At 73.1% G+C, this 15,756-nt stretch carries 17 protein-coding genes; 10 read left to right on the top strand and 7 right to left on the bottom strand.

Annotation, left to right across the window (positions count from 1 at the left end; genetic code table 11):
- Positions 1 to 13: 13 nt before the first annotated feature.
- Genes OG338_RS30200 through OG338_RS30190 form a run of 3 tightly spaced genes read left to right on the top strand, consistent with a single transcriptional unit; the run spans position 14 to position 2,624 of the window.
- Complete coding sequence (locus OG338_RS30200; RefSeq protein WP_331741834.1) at positions 14 to 1,159, top strand: acyl-CoA dehydrogenase family protein; 1,146 nt, start codon at positions 14 to 16, stop codon at positions 1,157 to 1,159.
- Entirely contained in the window at positions 1,156 to 1,911 is a 756-nt protein-coding gene (locus OG338_RS30195) for an N-(5'-phosphoribosyl)anthranilate isomerase (RefSeq protein ID WP_331741831.1), read from the top strand. The genes OG338_RS30200 and OG338_RS30195 overlap by 4 nt, the downstream gene beginning before the upstream one ends.
- On the top strand, positions 1,908 to 2,624 hold the full coding sequence (locus OG338_RS30190; protein ID WP_331741828.1) for an indole-3-glycerol-phosphate synthase: 717 nt from the start codon (positions 1,908 to 1,910) through the stop codon (positions 2,622 to 2,624). Before OG338_RS30195 ends, OG338_RS30190 begins: the two co-directional genes overlap by 4 nt.
- 68 nt (positions 2,625 to 2,692) lie before the next feature.
- Here OG338_RS30190 and OG338_RS30185 read toward each other — a convergent pair whose 3' ends face one another.
- Genes OG338_RS30185 through OG338_RS30175 form a run of 3 tightly spaced genes read right to left on the bottom strand, consistent with a single transcriptional unit; the run spans position 2,693 to position 5,354 of the window.
- Positions 2,693 to 3,328, bottom strand: a complete 636-nt coding sequence (locus tag OG338_RS30185; protein ID WP_331741824.1) for a DUF6875 domain-containing protein — start codon at positions 3,326 to 3,328, stop codon at positions 2,693 to 2,695.
- Positions 3,325 to 3,966: a hypothetical protein gene (locus tag OG338_RS30180; protein ID WP_111339829.1), complete on the bottom strand. Its 642-nt coding sequence runs from the start codon at positions 3,964 to 3,966 to the stop codon at positions 3,325 to 3,327. Before OG338_RS30180 ends, OG338_RS30185 begins: the two co-directional genes overlap by 4 nt.
- A complete protein-coding gene (locus OG338_RS30175; protein WP_331741818.1) occupies positions 3,963 to 5,354 on the bottom strand; it encodes an aminotransferase class V-fold PLP-dependent enzyme in 1,392 nt (463 codons plus the stop codon). Before OG338_RS30175 ends, OG338_RS30180 begins: the two co-directional genes overlap by 4 nt.
- Before the next feature lie 259 nt (positions 5,355 to 5,613).
- On the opposite strand from OG338_RS30175, the gene OG338_RS30170 reads away from it, so the two are divergent.
- Positions 5,614 to 7,083 carry a multicopper oxidase family protein gene (locus OG338_RS30170; protein ID WP_331742028.1) on the top strand — a complete coding sequence of 490 codons (1,470 nt, stop codon included), beginning with the start codon at positions 5,614 to 5,616 and terminating at the stop codon, positions 7,081 to 7,083.
- Positions 7,084 to 7,258: 175 nt separating this feature from the next.
- Positions 7,259 to 7,882 (top strand): DUF1772 domain-containing protein, encoded by a 624-nt coding sequence (locus OG338_RS30165; protein ID WP_331741815.1) that lies wholly within the window; start codon positions 7,259 to 7,261, stop codon positions 7,880 to 7,882.
- A gap of 60 nt (positions 7,883 to 7,942) precedes the next feature.
- On the opposite strand, the gene OG338_RS30160 is transcribed toward OG338_RS30165, so the two are convergent.
- On the bottom strand, positions 7,943 to 8,437 hold the full coding sequence (locus OG338_RS30160; protein ID WP_331741812.1) for a DUF1772 domain-containing protein: 495 nt from the start codon (positions 8,435 to 8,437) through the stop codon (positions 7,943 to 7,945).
- A gap of 163 nt (positions 8,438 to 8,600) precedes the next feature.
- Positions 8,601 to 9,137 carry a pyridoxamine 5'-phosphate oxidase family protein gene (locus OG338_RS30155; protein ID WP_331741809.1) on the bottom strand — a complete coding sequence of 179 codons (537 nt, stop codon included), beginning with the start codon at positions 9,135 to 9,137 and terminating at the stop codon, positions 8,601 to 8,603.
- Between the two features lie 178 nt (positions 9,138 to 9,315).
- Here OG338_RS30155 and OG338_RS30150 point away from each other — a divergent pair, with 178 nt between their 5' ends.
- Positions 9,316 to 10,368, top strand: a complete 1,053-nt coding sequence (locus OG338_RS30150; RefSeq protein ID WP_331741806.1) for a phosphotransferase — start codon at positions 9,316 to 9,318, stop codon at positions 10,366 to 10,368.
- Here OG338_RS30150 and OG338_RS30145 read toward each other — a convergent pair.
- Both OG338_RS30145 and OG338_RS30140 read right to left on the bottom strand, forming a co-directional pair.
- A complete protein-coding gene (locus tag OG338_RS30145; RefSeq protein ID WP_331741802.1) occupies positions 10,365 to 11,822 on the bottom strand; it encodes an alpha/beta hydrolase in 1,458 nt (485 codons plus the stop codon). The genes OG338_RS30150 and OG338_RS30145 overlap by 4 nt on opposite strands.
- A gap of 19 nt (positions 11,823 to 11,841) precedes the next feature.
- On the bottom strand, positions 11,842 to 12,183 hold the full coding sequence (locus OG338_RS30140; RefSeq protein ID WP_331741800.1) for a DUF4190 domain-containing protein: 342 nt from the start codon (positions 12,181 to 12,183) through the stop codon (positions 11,842 to 11,844).
- A 140-nt stretch (positions 12,184 to 12,323) separates the two neighbouring features.
- Between OG338_RS30140 and OG338_RS30135 the strand changes: the two genes are divergently transcribed.
- From OG338_RS30135 to OG338_RS30120, 4 genes are all read left to right on the top strand, one after another.
- Positions 12,324 to 13,538, top strand: coding sequence for a histidine kinase (locus OG338_RS30135; RefSeq protein ID WP_331741797.1), 1,215 nt, complete (start codon positions 12,324 to 12,326; stop codon positions 13,536 to 13,538).
- Positions 13,535 to 14,206 (top strand): response regulator transcription factor, encoded by a 672-nt coding sequence (locus tag OG338_RS30130; protein WP_331741794.1) that lies wholly within the window; start codon positions 13,535 to 13,537, stop codon positions 14,204 to 14,206. The genes OG338_RS30135 and OG338_RS30130 overlap by 4 nt, the downstream gene beginning before the upstream one ends.
- A gap of 148 nt (positions 14,207 to 14,354) precedes the next feature.
- Entirely contained in the window at positions 14,355 to 15,140 is a 786-nt protein-coding gene (locus OG338_RS30125) for a VOC family protein (RefSeq protein WP_331741790.1), read from the top strand.
- A 73-nt stretch (positions 15,141 to 15,213) separates the two neighbouring features.
- On the top strand, positions 15,214 to 15,744 hold the full coding sequence (locus OG338_RS30120) for a GNAT family N-acetyltransferase (RefSeq protein ID WP_331741787.1): 531 nt from the start codon (positions 15,214 to 15,216) through the stop codon (positions 15,742 to 15,744).
- The last annotated feature ends 12 nt before the right edge of the window (positions 15,745 to 15,756 follow it).

Below are 15,756 nucleotides of genomic sequence, written 5' to 3'. Positions count from 1 at the left end.
GAAAGGGGGCCCAGTGATCCGCTGGAACACCGACCAGGCCGACCTGCGGGCCGGCCTGGCCCGGTGGGGCGAGGCACTCAGCGCCGACCACATCGCCCAGGACGAACGAGCGGAGTTCTCCTGGGAGAAGTGGAAACTGGTGCGCCGGGCCGGCATCCTCGCCCTGCCCTTCGCCGAGGAGCACGGCGGCCTGGGCCAGTCCCTCCTCACCACCATGTACGTCCTGGAAGGGCTCGGCGAGCACTGTCGTGACGCGGGCCTGAACTTCTGCGTCACCACCACGCTCGCCAGCACCGGCGTCCCCCTCATGCGCTTCGGCACGCCCGCGCAGAAGGCGGAATACCTTCCCCGGATCAGCTCCGGCGAGGCGATCGGCGCCCATGCGATCACCGAGTCGGAGTCCGGCAGCGACGCGATGGCGATGACCACGCGCGCCGAACGCGACGGCGACGACTTCGTGCTGAACGGAAGCAAGTGCTTCGTCAGCAACGGCCCCGTCGCCGACGTGTTCGTCGTGTACGCGCGCACCCACCCCGACGGCGGGGCGCTGGGCGTGACCGCGTTCCTCGTGGACCGGGACACCCCGGGCCTCACCGTCGGCGGGCCCGTCAAGAAGATGGGCCTGCGCACCTCTCCGCTGAGCGAGCTGTACTTCGACGACTGCCGCATCCCGCGCGACCGGGTCCTCGGCCGGGTGGGCGGCGGCTTCATCGTCCTCGACCACGTGATGAAGCGGGAGATCCTGCTCTCGTTCATCGTGAACGTGGGGGAGATGCAGCACCGGTTCGACCGCTGCGTCGAGTACGCCCGCACCCGCAGGTCGTTCGGCAGGACGATCGGCTCCTACCAGTCCGTCGCCAACAAGATCGTGGACGCCAAGATCGGCCTGGAGTCGGCCAGGAAGTGGCTGTACGACACCGCCGAACGCCTTGAGGAGGGGGAGGACGTCACCGAGGACCTGGCCATCGCCAAGCTGATCACCAGCGAGGCGAATCTCGCCGGCTCGCTCACCGCCGTCCAGGTCTTCGGCGGCCACGGCTACATGAGCGAGTACGGCCTGGAGATCGACGTCCGCAACGCCGTGGGCGGCACGATCTACTCGGGCAGCAACGAGATCCAGTACAACCGCATCGCGTCCAAGCTGGGCCTGGGCCGATGACCACCCTGTCCGCACCGCGCACCCTCAAGGTCTGCGGCGCCACCAGCACCCGCGACATCGAGGTGCTGGCCGGCGCCGGGGCCCGCCTCGTCGGCCTGTGGCACGGCGTCCCCGGCGGCCCCGCGGACCTGCCCGAACACGAGGTGGCCGCCCTCGCGGCGGCCGTCCGCGCCACCGGCACCCTGCACCCCGTCCTGGTCACCTTCCTCGGCGACCCGGACGCGGTCGCGGGCGTCCTGCGCCGCACCGGCATCCGCATCGTCCAGCTCCACGCCTACCAGCCGCCCGCCACCGTCCGCGCCCTGCGCACGGCGCTGCCCGACACCGTCATCGTCAAGGTGCTGCACGTCATGGACGGCTCCTGCCCGGAACGTCCCCTGATCGGGGCGTACGAGCGGGCCGGCACCGACCTCTTCCTCATCGACTCCACCACCGCCGACGGCCGCGTCGGCTCCACGGGGCAGCGCCTGGACGAGGAGACCGTCCTCCGGCTGGCCCAACGGTTCACCCTGCCGTTCTGGCTCGCCGGCGGACTCGACCGGACCAACAGGTCCGCGTACGAACGGGTCCTGAGCCACCCCCGGCTGCGCGGCATCGACGTCGACACCGCGGCCCGCGGCGGCGACGGCCGCTTCGGCGCACCCGAGGTGGCCGGACTGGCCCGCGCCTGGAACACCGGGCCGGGCCACCCGGACCCCCGCACTCCTTCCGCCACGGACATCCCCACCACACGGCCTACGGAGCAGCCATGAGCCTTCCCTTCATCGAGTCCCTGCTGTCGGCCCCGCAGCCCCTGGTGATGGAGGTCAAGCGGCGCGACGCGTTCGGCTTCGACCTCATCTCAGGCCACACCCCCGCGGAGATCGTCACCGCTTACGAGAAGGCCGGGGCGCCCTGCATCTCGGTCGTCACGGGCCGCTGGTTCGGCGGCACCCGCGAACTGCTCCGCGATGTCGCCCGGCTGACCGAACTCCCCCTGCTTCAGAAGGACTTCATCACCCGCAAGGACCAGCTGGAGACCGCGCGGGAGCTCGGTGCGTCGGCCGTCCTGCTCACCGCCGGACTGCTCTCCGCGTCCGCCCTGCGCGGGCTCACCGTCGCGGCGCTCGGCGCGGGCCTGACCCCGTTCGTCGAGGCCACCACCGAGGCCGAGATCGCGTCCGTGCCGCACGCCGACGAGTGCGTCATCGCCGTCAACAACAAGGACATCAAGACCCGCGAGCGCGACCGGGGCGACCTGGCCCGCAGCTTCGACCTGCTGCCCGCCCTGCACGCGAGCGGCACCCCCTGCCCGGTGAGCGCCAGCGCCATCGACAGCCCGCAGACGGCAGCCCGGCTGCTCGACGCCGGCTACAAGGGCCTCCTCGTCGGCACCGCCCTGCTGCGCAGCGGCGACCCCGGCGAGTGGCTGCGCACCCTGGAGAACAGCCGGCACACCGTACAGCCGGCCCTCCATCCGTCGTGAGTGTCCGCACCGTGTGAAGAAGGGGGCTCCGTGGCCACGGAGCCCCCTTCGCGTTGCCCGCCCCGCCGTCAGGACACGACGCGGTTGACCAGCTGGTCGCGCACCCGGGCCGGGATATCGGGGGCGAACCGGCGCAGATAGTGGTCGATGTGCCGGTCCGCGCCGACCAGGAACGGCAGGTCGAAGACCAGCAGCCGGCGCACCGCGAGCAGCGGCACCGGCGAGCGCAGCGGTGCGAAGTCCTCGTTCCACAGCCCCGGCTCGGCGCACAGCGGATGGAACTGGCCGATCATCAGCCCCTGGGCCACGAAGTCGTCCTTGGCGTCCGCCTGCAACAGGTCCAGGGCCGCCGGGTCCGTATGGTCCAGGTCGGGAAGCACCATCAGTACGGTGAGGAGTTCGCGTTCGTCCTCCGGGAGCTCCGACGCCAGCCGCTCGTACCAGCTGCGCAGCGCCTCCACGGCACCGGGCAGCGCGGCCGGGGTGCTCTGCGCTGGCACGGCGAGCAGGAACCGGCCGGCGCGCAGCGAGGGCTGGGTGTACGGGCAGACCGGGCCGCTGCGGCCCAGCTCGGGATGGCTCGACACCAGGAAGGTCCGGCTCCACTCCAGCACCTCGCGCAGCGGCCCGAGCTGTCCGGCCGGCACGAGACCCCGGTCCACCTGACCCGGCGTGTAGATCTGCAACCGGCTGTCGCCCCTCATCGCGGCTCCCGCCACAGCGGCCGGAGGCGCGGCCCGCCGTCCGGCAGCACGATGTCCTCGCCCAGCCGTACGAAGCCCTGATTCCGCGCCGACGCCTCGCCGCCGGGCGAACTGGCCTCCGCATAGGCTCCGCAGCCCGCCGCGTCGGCCTCCCGCAGCACCCCGGCGACGAGCGCGCCGAGCAGCCCCCGGCCGCGCGCGCCGCCGCGCACCGCGCCGAACGACGCGTAGTAGTGCGGCCGGGCCGGGTGCCGGGACGCCTGGAGCTCGGCGATCAGCGCCAGCGAGGCGGCCTCGCGGACACCGAGGACGTCCTCGAAGCGCCCGGCGAACTCCTCGCCCCGCGCCTCCAGCTCGGCCTGGGCGCCCGGCGGCGTCCACAGCAGCACGGCGTCCAGGTCCGGGGTGCAGGTCACCGCGTCGTACCCGAAGGACATGTCGAGGAACACCTCGAACAGGCCGGGCAGCACCCGCGCCCTGCGCTCCGGGTCCGGGGTGATCCAGCGGGTGAGCGGGTCGTCGTGGAACGCGTCCGCCAGCAGCGCCGCGAGGGGGCCGGTCTCGTCGCGTCGGGCGCGCCGCAGGGCCGGCCGGGGTGCCGTCGGCAGGGGCGGCGGGAACGTGGACAGGTGGGTCACGAAGTCTTCCTCCCGTTCGATGAGGGGTGTGCCAGCCGAGCCACCCGGGCGTGCAGCTGGTCCAGATGGAGTTCGGCTTCCGGCTTGATCAGGACGCTGCGCAGCACCCGGGCCGTGGCGGCGTCGGCCACCACATCGGGTCTGCGCCGCGCGAAGTCCGCTGCGTCGGTCCGCAGCACGCTGAGGAACACGGGGTCCCGTTCCGCGTGCATGCCGTCCGTGAGCAGCCGGCCGGACGCGGCATCGACGGCGGACAGCGTCAGCGGCCGCGTCGCGGGGAAGTAGCTGACGATGTCCAGCTGGGGTGCCTGGTACGTCTCCAGCTCCTCGGACGCCTCGATGCGTTCCGCCCATCCGACGGCCGCGCGGCGGCTGCCGGCCAGGATCTCGCCGAAGCCGTCCCGGGTCAGCGGCAGCAGTTGCAGCGTCAGCCAGAGCGCGGCGGCCGCCGCCCCGGCCCGCGAGCACTCCAGGCTGATCTCGCCCAGGTGCAGTGCGGCCTCGGTGAAGTAGGTGTACGGCGAGTCGTGCGCGAGGTGGTTCCGGGCGGCGTCGTCGTTGAACAGCACCGCCCCGCACCCGTAGGGCTGGAGGCCGTGCTTGTGCGGGTCCACGACGACCGAGTCGCAGTCCGCGATGGCCCGCCACGGTCGTACGTCGATGCCCTCGGGCCGGTCCGAGCGCCCGAGGAGCGCGTAGAACCCGCCGTAGGCGGCGTCCACATGCACCCGTACGCCGTAGCGCCGGGCCAGCGGTACCACCTCGTGCACCGGGTCGACCGCCCCCAGCCCCGTCGTCCCCGTGGTCACCACCACGGTGCCGACCCGGCCGGCCGCGAGCAGCCGTTCCAGGGCGTCCAGGTCGATGCGGCCCAGTCCGTCGGCGGGCACCCGGTGTCCCTCGACGCCGAGCACCCCGCACATGCGGGCGTGCGTGTAGTGGCATTCGGCGCTGTACGCGATGCCGCGTCCGGGATGCGTCTGGCGCGCCACGTACAGCGCCTCCAGGTTGGCCATGGTCCCGCTCGTCGTCAGATGGCCCAGGTGCGAGCCCCGGAAGCCGAACATCCCGGCGAGCAGTTCCACGCACTCGCGTTCCATCTCGGTGGTGGCCGGACCGCCCTCGGCGGCGTGGTTGTTCGGGTTGAACAGCATCGCGGTGACGTAGCCGACGACCGCCGCGGGATGGGGCGGCTTGACCATCTGCCCCGCGTAGCTCGGATGGAAAAACGGATAGTTGTCGTCCAGCCGCTTCGAGAATGCGGCGAACGCGGCACCGAACTCCTCGTCCCCGACCAGGTGCGACGGGTGCTCCCGGTACGGGCCGAAGCGTTCTCCCCAGTGTTCGGCCACGTCTACGGCACGCGGCAGCCAGTAACGAAGATCCACGGTCGGCCTTCCGGTGGGGGCAGGTGGGCAGGGGCGTGGGGCAGCGGACGGCTCAGGTATACGGAGCGGAGCGCAAGCCGGCCGCAAGCGGATTCCTGGCGGATCTGGGCCGGGTCTGGACGCGTTCTCAAGCGGCATTCCCGGGTGTACCGGGATAAAGCGACCGACCTCGCGCCCGCCCTAGCCGCCCCCGAGACACGTGCGAGCCGCCCTTGCTGCACTCGGCGCGTCCGCCGAATCAAGCAGCAGGAGTTCCGTGATGGTGACCAGACGCACTCTGATGACCGCCCTGAGCGTCACCGGCGCCGGGCTGTTCACCGGCGCGGCCCTCACCCCGCTGATGACGGCGGGCGCCGCCACGCGCGAGGACGCCGCCGCGACCGGCCCGGCCGCCCCCGTGGGCCCCGCCGTCCAGCCGTTCCAGGTGCCGCTGCCCCTGCTGCCCGTGCTGACCCCCGACGCGACGCGCGGCGGCGCCGACGTCTACGACATCACGATGCGCCGCACCCGCGCCGCGATCCTGCCGGGCCTGAGCACCGACGTCCTCACCTACGACGGGCACTTCCCCGGCGGCATCGTCCGGGCCCGCTCCGGGCGCCCCGTGGTGATGCGCCAGCACAACCGGCTGGGCGTGGACACCTCGGTGCACCTGCACGGCGCCTCGGTGCCCGTCGCCAGCGACGGCGGCCCGATGAACACCTTCGCCTCCGGGACGAGCCGCACCTACACGTACCCGAACCAGCAGCCGCACGCCTCGCTCTGGTACCACGACCACGCCCACCACTCGGAGTCCGAGAACTGCTACCGGGGCCTGTCGGGCAGCTATCTGCTCACCGACGACGTGGAGGAGGCGCTGCCGCTGCCGGCCGGGCGCTACGACGTCACCGTGGCGCTGCGCGACGCCCACTTCGACGACGACGGGCAGCTGCTGTACATCCTGGACGACGCGGCGGGCCGCTCCACGATCCTCGCGAACGGCAAGCCGTACCCGTACCTCCGGGTCGCCGCCCGCAAGTACCGCTTCCGGCTGCTGAACTCGTCCAACCTGCGGTTCTTCGCGCTGCGGCTGGCCGACGGCTCGTCCTTCACCCAGATCGGCTCCGACGGCGGCCTGCTGCCGCGCCCCTTCACCACCGACTCGCTGCTCCTGTCACCGGCCGAGCGCGCGGATGTCGTCATCGACTTCTCCCGTTACCCGGTCGGCACCCGGCTCGTCCTGGAGAACACCCTCGGCCCGGGCGATCCCGGCCGGACGGGCAAGGTCATGCGCTTCGACGTGGTGCGCAAGGCCCCCGACCCGAGCCGGGTGCCGCCCGTACTGCGCACACTGCCGCCGCTGCCGCCGGTGACCGGGCGGCGCTCCTTCGACCTGAACGTCGCCGTCGTCGGCGGCGAACCGCAGGGCACCATCAACGGCCGCGTCTACGATCCGGCGCGCATCGACACCGAGATCCCGTACGGCGCCAGCGAGGTCTGGACCGTCACCAACACCAACACCGACGTGCCGCACAACTTCCACATGCACCTGGTGCAGTTCCGCGTCCTGGAACGCAACGGAAAGTCGCCGACCGGGGCCGAGGCGGGGCTGAAGGACACCGTGTGCCTGCTGCCCGGCGAGACCGTGAAACTCCAGGCGACCTTCGACTCCTACCGGGGCACCTACGTCTACCACTGCCACCTGCTCGACCACTCCGCGATGGGCATGATGGCGCAGATGCGCATCCGCTGATCCGTCGCACCCGGGCACGCCCGTTCGAGTATCGCTCGACGTTCGCTGGAGGAACGCTGGTGATCCTGTCCAGGGCGGCCTCCGCGCCCGCGGCGGGAGCAAAAGCACCTCTATCCTCGTCAACAGCGCGCCTCGGCACCCTACTTACGAACCGGACAAGAGCGAGGACGTACCGATGACACCCAATCAGTACCCGCAGCAGAGCCCCACCGGCGCGCAGGCGCCGTACCAGCAGCCGTGGGGGCAGCCCGCCGCGCCCGTGCCGCCGCGGGAGGACCGCCCGAACAAGGCCGCGGGCTGGCTGCACATGATCTCGGTGATCACGCTCGGGCTCATGGCCGGCCTGTTCTTCGCCTACGACGTCTCCGTCATGCCCGGCCTCGCCAAGACCGACGACCGCACCTACGTGACCGCGATGCAGCAGTTCAACGCGATGATCGACGGCAACGGCCTGTTCGCGCTCATCTTCATGGGGGCCATCGTCGCCGCGGGCCTCGCCGCGTTCCTGGAGTTCCGCCGGGGACGGAAGACCATCGCCCTGTGGGCCGGTCTCGCCGCCGTCCTCTACCTCGTCGTCCTGATGCTCACGATGGGCGTCGAGATCCCGCTCAACAACCAGCTCGCCGACCTCGGCGACCCGGCCAAGATCCACGACTTCTCCCTGGTCGACAAGTTCAAGGGCACCTGGGAGACCGTCAACATCTTCCGTACGCTCCTCAACACGGCGGCCCTCGGCTGCGCGGCGTACGCCGCCAAACTGCACGGCCGCGCGGAAGCGCTGCTGTCCGCCGGCCGCTGAACCGGCGCCCCGGGGAGGGCGGGTACGGGCACGAGCCCCGTACCCGCCCTCCCGCGCGTATCAGCTGCCGCCGTTGAGGACGAGGGCCCAGCACAGCAGCCCCGTGGCGGCGATGCACAGCAGCGTCCGCAGCACGTTCCCCCGCGCCCAGGCCCCCTCGAACGCCGCCCGCACCGCCTCCGGCCGGGCGATCCCGTCCACCGGGCCCGCCGCGTCCAGCGCGTTGTTCAGCGGGATGTTCAGCCGGCTGGTCACCCCCATCGACGCGATGTAGCAGACGAGCGCCGCGACGGTCGGCACCACCGCGTCCCGGTCCCCGCCACCGAACTGGAGCCCCACCGCGAGCCCGGTGAACACCAGGGCCCCGATGTAGCCGAGCACGAACCACCCGTTGAGGATGGCCACGTTGACCCGCTGCATCACATCGATGAACGTACGGTCCCCCGCCCCGCGCAGCGCCGGCATCACGGAGATGGCGAAGCCGTAGAACAGCCCGCTGACCAGCCCCGTCGTCACGGTGGCCGCGATGAGCGCGAGCGTTTGTGCGATCTCCATTGCCTGACCCCTCAGCTTCTGCCGGTACGGCGGTGCCTGCGCAAGTCAACTCTCCTCTGCGCAAAGGGAATGCAACAGGAAGGTCAAGTGCCGGGGTCCAGCGTACGGGGGTGCCTGCGGCGGCGGGGCGTAATTGTGGGAGCCTGCGCGGGTGGCTCAGCGCTCACGGCCGGAAGCGGGTCTGGCTGAACGCCTCGCCACGGCCGAACGCGAGGATCTTCACCGGGCGGACCGCGAACACCGGGACGACCGCGCCGGGCGCCTCGGAGGTCTCCGGCTGAGGGCCCTCCGGGCGGTGTCGGAAGCCGTCCTCGACCACGTCGTACGGCCATCCGATCTTCGCCATCCACAGCTCCGCGAGCCGTTCCAGGGTCCCGCGCTCGGCGACGCGCAGGGCGGGGCCCTCGGCCACAATGTCGAGCCCTTGCCCGTACGCGTTGTTGCCGGTCGTCAGGGCGCAGTTCGGGTTACGGGTGAGGTTGCGGCCCTTCTGCTCCTCAAGGCCCGTCGTGAAGTGCAGCGCACCGTCGAACCACACCGCCGGCAGCGGCGTCACATGCGGCCGCCCGTCCGGGCGGACCGTCGAGAGCCAGAACATCTCGGCCCGTTCGAGGACGGCCACCACCTCGGCCCACGGGGTCGCCGTCGCACCGGCACTGCTGTAGTCGGGGTGCAGCTCCGCCACGGGTCCGTCCGTCATGACTCCGCCCTCACAAGGTCCGGGGAAACCCCCAGTCTGCGCGCCGGGCACGCCCCGCGCGGGCACACGTGCCGCCCGCGGCCGGAGGTTTCCCCGTAACAGCCCAGCATGGGCCCATGGGATACGGATACGGAGAAGAACGACGCCGTCGTCGTACGCCCCGGATACGCTCCTCCCCATGCCGAACCCCCTCCCGCTGACCGCCCCCCTGCTCGCCGCCCTGGGCGGCATCCCCGCGCAGGCCGAGCCCCTGGACAGCAGCCCCCGGTCCCGGGTGTGGCGGGCACGGACGGAGGACGGGCGGGCCGTGATCGTCAAGCAGATCACCGACGACGGGGACGCCGCCGCCGGCGCGGACGCGCGGTTCGCCCGGGAGACCGCCGGGCTGCGGCTGGCGGGGCGCGGGTCCGTGGCTCCCGCGCTGCTGGCCACGGACCCGGGCGCGCGGGTGATGCTGCTTGAGTACGTGGACGACCTCGGCCGGACCGAGGACTGGATGCCGGGGTACGCCGACGCGCTGGCCCGGCTGCATGCCCTGACCGGGCCCGCCGACGCGGGCGCGCTCCCCGCCTGGGCGGGTCCCACGGCAGCTGACGCGGAGTCGTTTCTCGGCCTCGCCCGGGCGCTCGACGTGCCCGTACCGGCCGCCGTCCCGGACGAGCTCGCCGGGCTCCTGGCGCGGCTCGACCCCACCGGGCACCACGCGCTGCTCCACGGCGACCCGTGCCCCGGCAACGACCTGCGCACCCCGGACGGCGTCCGCTTCGTGGACTTCGAGGGGGCCGCGCTCGGCAACGGCCTGGTCGAGCTGGCGTACTTCCGCATCGGCTTCCCCACCTGCTGGTGCGCCCTGTCGGTCACGGCGGCCCCGCTCACGGAGGTGGAGGCCGTCTACCGGTCCACCTGGCGGGACCTCACCGGGCGCGACGTGCCGGGCGACCTCGCCGACGCGTGCGCGGGCTGGCTGATCCGGGGCGACGCGCTGGTCGAACGGGCGCGGCGGGGGACGGCCGACCAGCTCGCCCGGGTGGCCGCCGAGGACTTCGAGTGGGGCTACGTCTCCGCCCGCGAACGCCTCGTGCACCGCCTGGGCGCCGTCGCGGACCTGACCCGCGACCACGACCACCTGCACGCCCTGGGCCGCCTCGCCTCCACCCTGGCCACCCGCCTGCTGCACAACTGGCCGGCCCTGCGCCCCCTGCCCACCCCGGACGACCGGCCCTGGTACTAATTCCGGCAGGCCACGTCCTTCGCCGGCAGCCTCCCCGTGGTCAGGTACGCCGTGGCCGTCGCGTCCGCGCAGGAGCCGGTGTCCGGCGCGTACAGCACGCCGTGTCCCTCGCCGCCGGTGACGGTGACCATCCGGGAGCCGTGCAGGGCACGGTGCATGGCGCGGCCCGCGAAGAGCGGGGTCTGCGGGTCCCACTCGTTCTGGGTGATCAGCGCGCCGGCCGTGTTGTCGATGGTGGTGCGCGGCTCGCCGCCCGGCTGCCAGAAGGCGCACGGGGTGATGGCCGCGGCGAAGTCGCCGTACAGCGGATAGCGGGCCCGGTCGCGGACCGCCTCGTGGCGGTAGCGCTCGGGGTCGCGCGGCCAGGTGTGCGTGTCGGCGCACATGTAGGACCAGGCGGCCGAGACATAGGCGTCGTCGGACTCCCCCGGCTCCCCGGACGGCCGGGCTCCGTTCCCGGCCGCCTTCCGCAGCCCGGCGATCCACTCCGCGGCCTGCCGGACGTGGACGAACACGCGGCTGTTCGCGCGGATGTTGTCGCCGCCGAGGGCCTGCCCCTCGAAGACGACGGGCTCACGGTCCGCCCGCGCGATCAGGTCGCGGAGTGCCGCGCGGACGGCGGCCGGGGTGGTACCGAGCCCGAACTCCCGGTCCCGCCGGGCGGTCCAGCCGGCCCAGCGCGTGAGGGCCTGTTCGGCCGCCTTCGCCATGTCCTGGAACATGCCCCGGTAGACCCGCGTGGGATCGGTCGCGCTGTCCAGCACGAACCGGTCGGTCCGCCCGGGGAACAGCTGCATGTAGACGGCCCCGAGGTAAGTGCCGTACGAGATGCCCAGGTAGGAGATCCGTCGCTCGCCCAGCACGGCCCGGATGACGTCCAGGTCCCGGGCGCTGTTACGGGTGGTGAGCTGCGCCAGCTCGTCACCGGCGGCCGCCCGGCACTTTTCGGCGACCGTACGGGCCCGGGCCACGTCCTTCGCGAACGTCGCGGCCTTGTACGGGTGGTCGGCCTGCTCCTCGACGGTCAGCCCGCAGCTCACGGGGGCGCTGCGTCCGGTGCCCCGCGGGTCGAAGCCGATGAGGTCGTACCGCTGCTTCACCTGCGTGGGGAGCTTCAGGTTCGGGTCGGCGGGCAGGTCGAGACCCGGCGCGCCGGGCCCGCCCGGGTTGAGCAGCAGGACGCCGTGCCGCTCCTTCGGACGGCTCGCCCGGAGCCGGGAGACGGCGATGCCGATCGTCCGGCCGTCGGGTTCGGCGTAATCCAGCGGCACCTTGACCGTCGTGCACCGGAGCGCGCCGGGCTTCTCGGTGTCGCAGGGCTTCCACCGGAGTTCCTGGTGCGTGTACGGCTTCAGGGGGTCGCCGGGCGGTTCGGACGCGGCGCAGGCCGCCGTCGGGATCAGGAGGGAGGCCGCCACGAGCAGGCGGATCGCGTGGGTGTTTCCGATGCGCACGGTGAGGTCCGTTCCCGGGTCAGTTCTCGTCGAAGTGCAGGCGGACGCACTGCGCGTACTCGTGCAGGCTGTCGGGCCGGTAGCACTCCTGCGTCCGGTTCGCGTACCAGAGCAGGAGGACGACGGCCAGGGCGGACAGCACGATCGCCAGCGAGGAGGTCACCAGCGCGGTGACGGCCTTGCCCCGGCCGACACCGGTCCGCCCGGCCGCCATCAGCGCGGCGATGCCCAGGATCAGGCCGGCCACGGCGAGGAGGCCGCCGACGAAGACGGGGGCGGTGAGGAGCCCGGCGATGCCCAGGACCATGGCGGCCGTGGCCGGTCCGTTCTTCGTCGGTGTCTCGGTTGTGCGGGTGTTCACGGGATTCCCTCCGGTTCGGCTGGTGCGGGGGCCGAGTCTGGTTTCCGGGGCGGCCCCGGGACATCGCGTAAAGGCGGGAGAATCCGCTCCCCCGGTCGGGGGAGGCCGCAGGTGGGAGGGCCGGTCATACTGGCCTGATCATGTTCAAGGGGTTCCGGCCGCTGCTGCGCGGCTCCACATATACGGGTGCGCTCTTCGCCTACTGCGGCGCCTTGGCGAGCCTCCCGCTGCTGCCCTTCGCGGCGCTGCCGGCGATGGCGTGGCCATCCGCCCCGGTGGGGGCGGCGTACGTGCTCACCGCGCTGGTCTGGGCCGTGCTGATCGCCGCCGTCGGGCTGGCCCGCACCACACGGCGGGTGCTCGTCGCCTGCGCCCGGCGGATGCTCGCCGTGCCGCTGCCGGACCCCGTAGCCGGGGGCCCGCGCGCCGACCGCCGCCGGACCCCGCTCTGGCTGCTGGCGCAGGTGGCCCTGGGCTGGGTGGCGCAGCTGAGCGTCCTCCTCCTCGTCATGGGCCTGGTCCTGCCCGGCGGCTGGGCCGGTGCCGAGGCCGGGGTGAGCCTGGGCGGCTCGACGCTGCGGCTGGACAGCGGCCCGCGGAGCTGGGCGGCGGCGCTCGGCTGCCTGCTGCTCGCGGCCGTCCTGTGCCCGGCCGTCACATACGCCCTGCGGTGGCTGGCGCCCCGGCTGCTGGGCCCCTCACCGGCCGAACGGCTGGCGCTGGCGGCCGAACGGGAACGGGCCCTCGCCGAACGAAACCGGCTCGCCCACGAGCTGCACGACTCCATCGGCCACACCCTGACGGCCGCCACGATCCAGGCGGCCGTCGCGGGCGAGGTGCTGTCCGCCGACCCGGTCGCGGCCCGCGCCGCCCTGCGCAGCATCGAGGAGTCGTCCCGGGCCGCGCTGGAGGATCTGGACTACGTCCTGGGCATGCTCCGCGAGGAGCACGGCGGGACGGCACCGGCCCGCACCCTCGCCGACCTCCCCGAACTCCTCGACCGCGTGCGGCACATGGGCGCGGCGGTCGAGCCCGAGCTGTCGGGCGACCTCGCGCGGGTGCGGGGGACGCTCTCCCGGGCCGCGTACCGCATCCTCCAGGAGGGCCTGACGAACGCGGTCCGGCACGGCGCGGAAGGACCGGTCCGGGTCACCGTGACGGCCACGCCGGACACGCTGGAGCTGACGGTCGTCAACCGCAGGGGCACGGGTCCGGGCACCTTCCCGACGTCCGGACACGGCCTGCCCGGGCTCACCGAGCGCGTACGCCTGCTGCACGGCGAGATCGAGGCCGGCCCGGACGGCGCGGAGCACTGGCGGCTCGCCGTCCGGCTGCCCGTACGCGTGCCCGCATGACCGGCCAGGACGCCCCCGTCACCCTCCTGATCGCGGACGACGACGCGGTGACCCGCAGCGGTCTGCGCACCCTGCTCGGGATGCAGCCCGGGATCACGGTCGACGGGGAGGCGGCCGACGGCGTCGACGCGGTCCGGCAGGCCCGGCAGCTGCGGCCGGACGTGGTGCTGATGGACGTACGGATGCCCCGCCTCAACGGCATCGAGGCCACCCGGCAGCTGCTCGCCGGACCGGGCGAACCGCCGAAGGTCGTGGTGATCACCACCTTCGAGAACGACGGTTACGTCACCGCCGCGCTCGGCGCCGGAGCGAGCGGCTTCGTCCTGAAGCGGCTCCCCGTGCCCCGGATCGCGGAGGCGGTGCGGGTCGTCGCCGCCGGTGAGGCGGTCCTCTTCCCGGCGGCCCTGGGCCGGATGGTCACCGCCCGCCCGCTGGCCTCCGCCGAGGCGCTGCCGCGGGCGGCGCTGACGGTCCGGGAGGAGGAGGTGCTGCGCCTGATGGCCACCGGCCTGTCCAATCCGGAGATCGCCGAGCTGTGCCGGGTGAGCCCGGAGACGGTGAAGACGCATGTGGGTAACGTGCTGACCAAGCTCGGCGCGCAGAACCGGACCCATGCGGTGGTCATCGCGTACGAATCGGGCCTGGTCGTGCCGGGGATCGCGGGCTGACGCCCGGGGGCGGGGTGCGGGCCGGCTGTACGCCCGGATCACCCGTGCGGCCCGGATCACCCGTACGGCCCGATTCCGCTCGCGCGGTGGCCGGGTAAGGAGGGCCCGTCCGTCCCCGAGCAGCCTCCCGGAGGCACCCGTGCCCGAAATGAACGATCCCTACCGGCCCGGCACCCCCTGCTGGCTCGACCTGATGGTCCCCGACCAGCAGGCGGCCATCGACTTCTACTGCGACCTCTTCGGCTGGCAGGGCGAGGTGGGCCCGCCGGAGCAGGGCGGCTACTCCGTCTGCACCCTCAAGGGCAAGCCGGTCGCCGGGATCATGAAGGCGATGAACCCGGACGGCTCGGTGCCGGACCCGATGCCGCCGACGGTGTGGACGACGTATCTGTCGACCGATGCCATCGACGCCACGCTCACGTCCGTCACCGACGCGGGCGGCACGGTCGTCGTCCCCCCGATGGACGTCATGGACCTCGGCCGCATGGCCGTGATCGCCGACCCGGCGGGCGCCGTCTTCGGCCTGTGGCAGCCCGGCACCTTCGGCGGCGCGGGCATCGTCAACGAGCACGGCGCGCTGGTCTGGAGCGAGCTGGCCACCCCGGACCCGGACGCGGCGTCCGCGTTCTACTCCGCCGCCCTGCCGGTGACGGCGACCCCCTCCGAGATGGAGGGCGCCGCCGGCTACGTCGAGTTCCAGGTCGACGGGCGGGCGGTGGGCGGCATGATGGACATGAGCAAGCTGCCGCCGGGCGTCCCGCCGCACTGGCAGCCGTACTTCGCCGTGGACAGCGTGGACGACATCCAGGCCGCCGCCGTCCGCGCGGGCGCCACGGTCCTGGCCCCCGCCTTCGACATGGTCGCCGGCCGCATGGCGGTCCTGGCCGACCCCCAGGGCGCGCCGTTCTCGGTCATCGCGCCGAAGACGCGGTAGGCCCGGCGGGCGCGGAAGGACGCCACCTCCCGCGCCCGAGGCCGCATGCGTACACGCGTGCGAAGATCGGGACATGAAGGACCTGGCCCCGACCGACCTGCGCTTCCGTCTCGCCGGTGGCGACGACCTCGCCTCTCTCGTACGGCTGCGCGACGACGCGGCCCGCCGGCTGCTCGCCCGGGGCGTCACCGGCCAGTGGCAGCCCGGAGAACTGGGCGAGGACCACTTCCGCCGGATCATGGAGACCGGCGAGGTGTGGCTCGCGGAGTCCGGCGGCCGGGCCGTCGGCGCCTGGGAGCTGTGGTGGCAGGACGAGGACGCCTGGGGCCCGCAGCCGGCACCGGCCGGTTACGTGCACCGGCTGATGGCGGACCGCGGCAGCGTCCCGCCCGGCACGGGACGCCGGCTCCTGCGCGCCGCCGAACGCCGCGTGGCCGAGACTGGCCGGACGCTGGTGCGCCTGGACTGCCTGGCGGGCAACGAGCCCCTGACCGCGTACTACCTCGGCGCCGGCTACCGCGTGGCCGGCCGCAAGGAGGGCAAGCCGCAGCCGGGCGGTACGCCGAAGTCGTTCACACTCCTCGAAAAGGCCCTCGCGGGCTGACCGGGCGCGGAC

Source organism: Streptomyces sp. NBC_00726, assembly GCF_045161735.1.
Lineage (GTDB): Bacteria > Actinomycetota > Actinomycetes > Streptomycetales > Streptomycetaceae > Streptomyces.
This window is presented reverse-complemented; position numbering and strand designations above follow the sequence as displayed.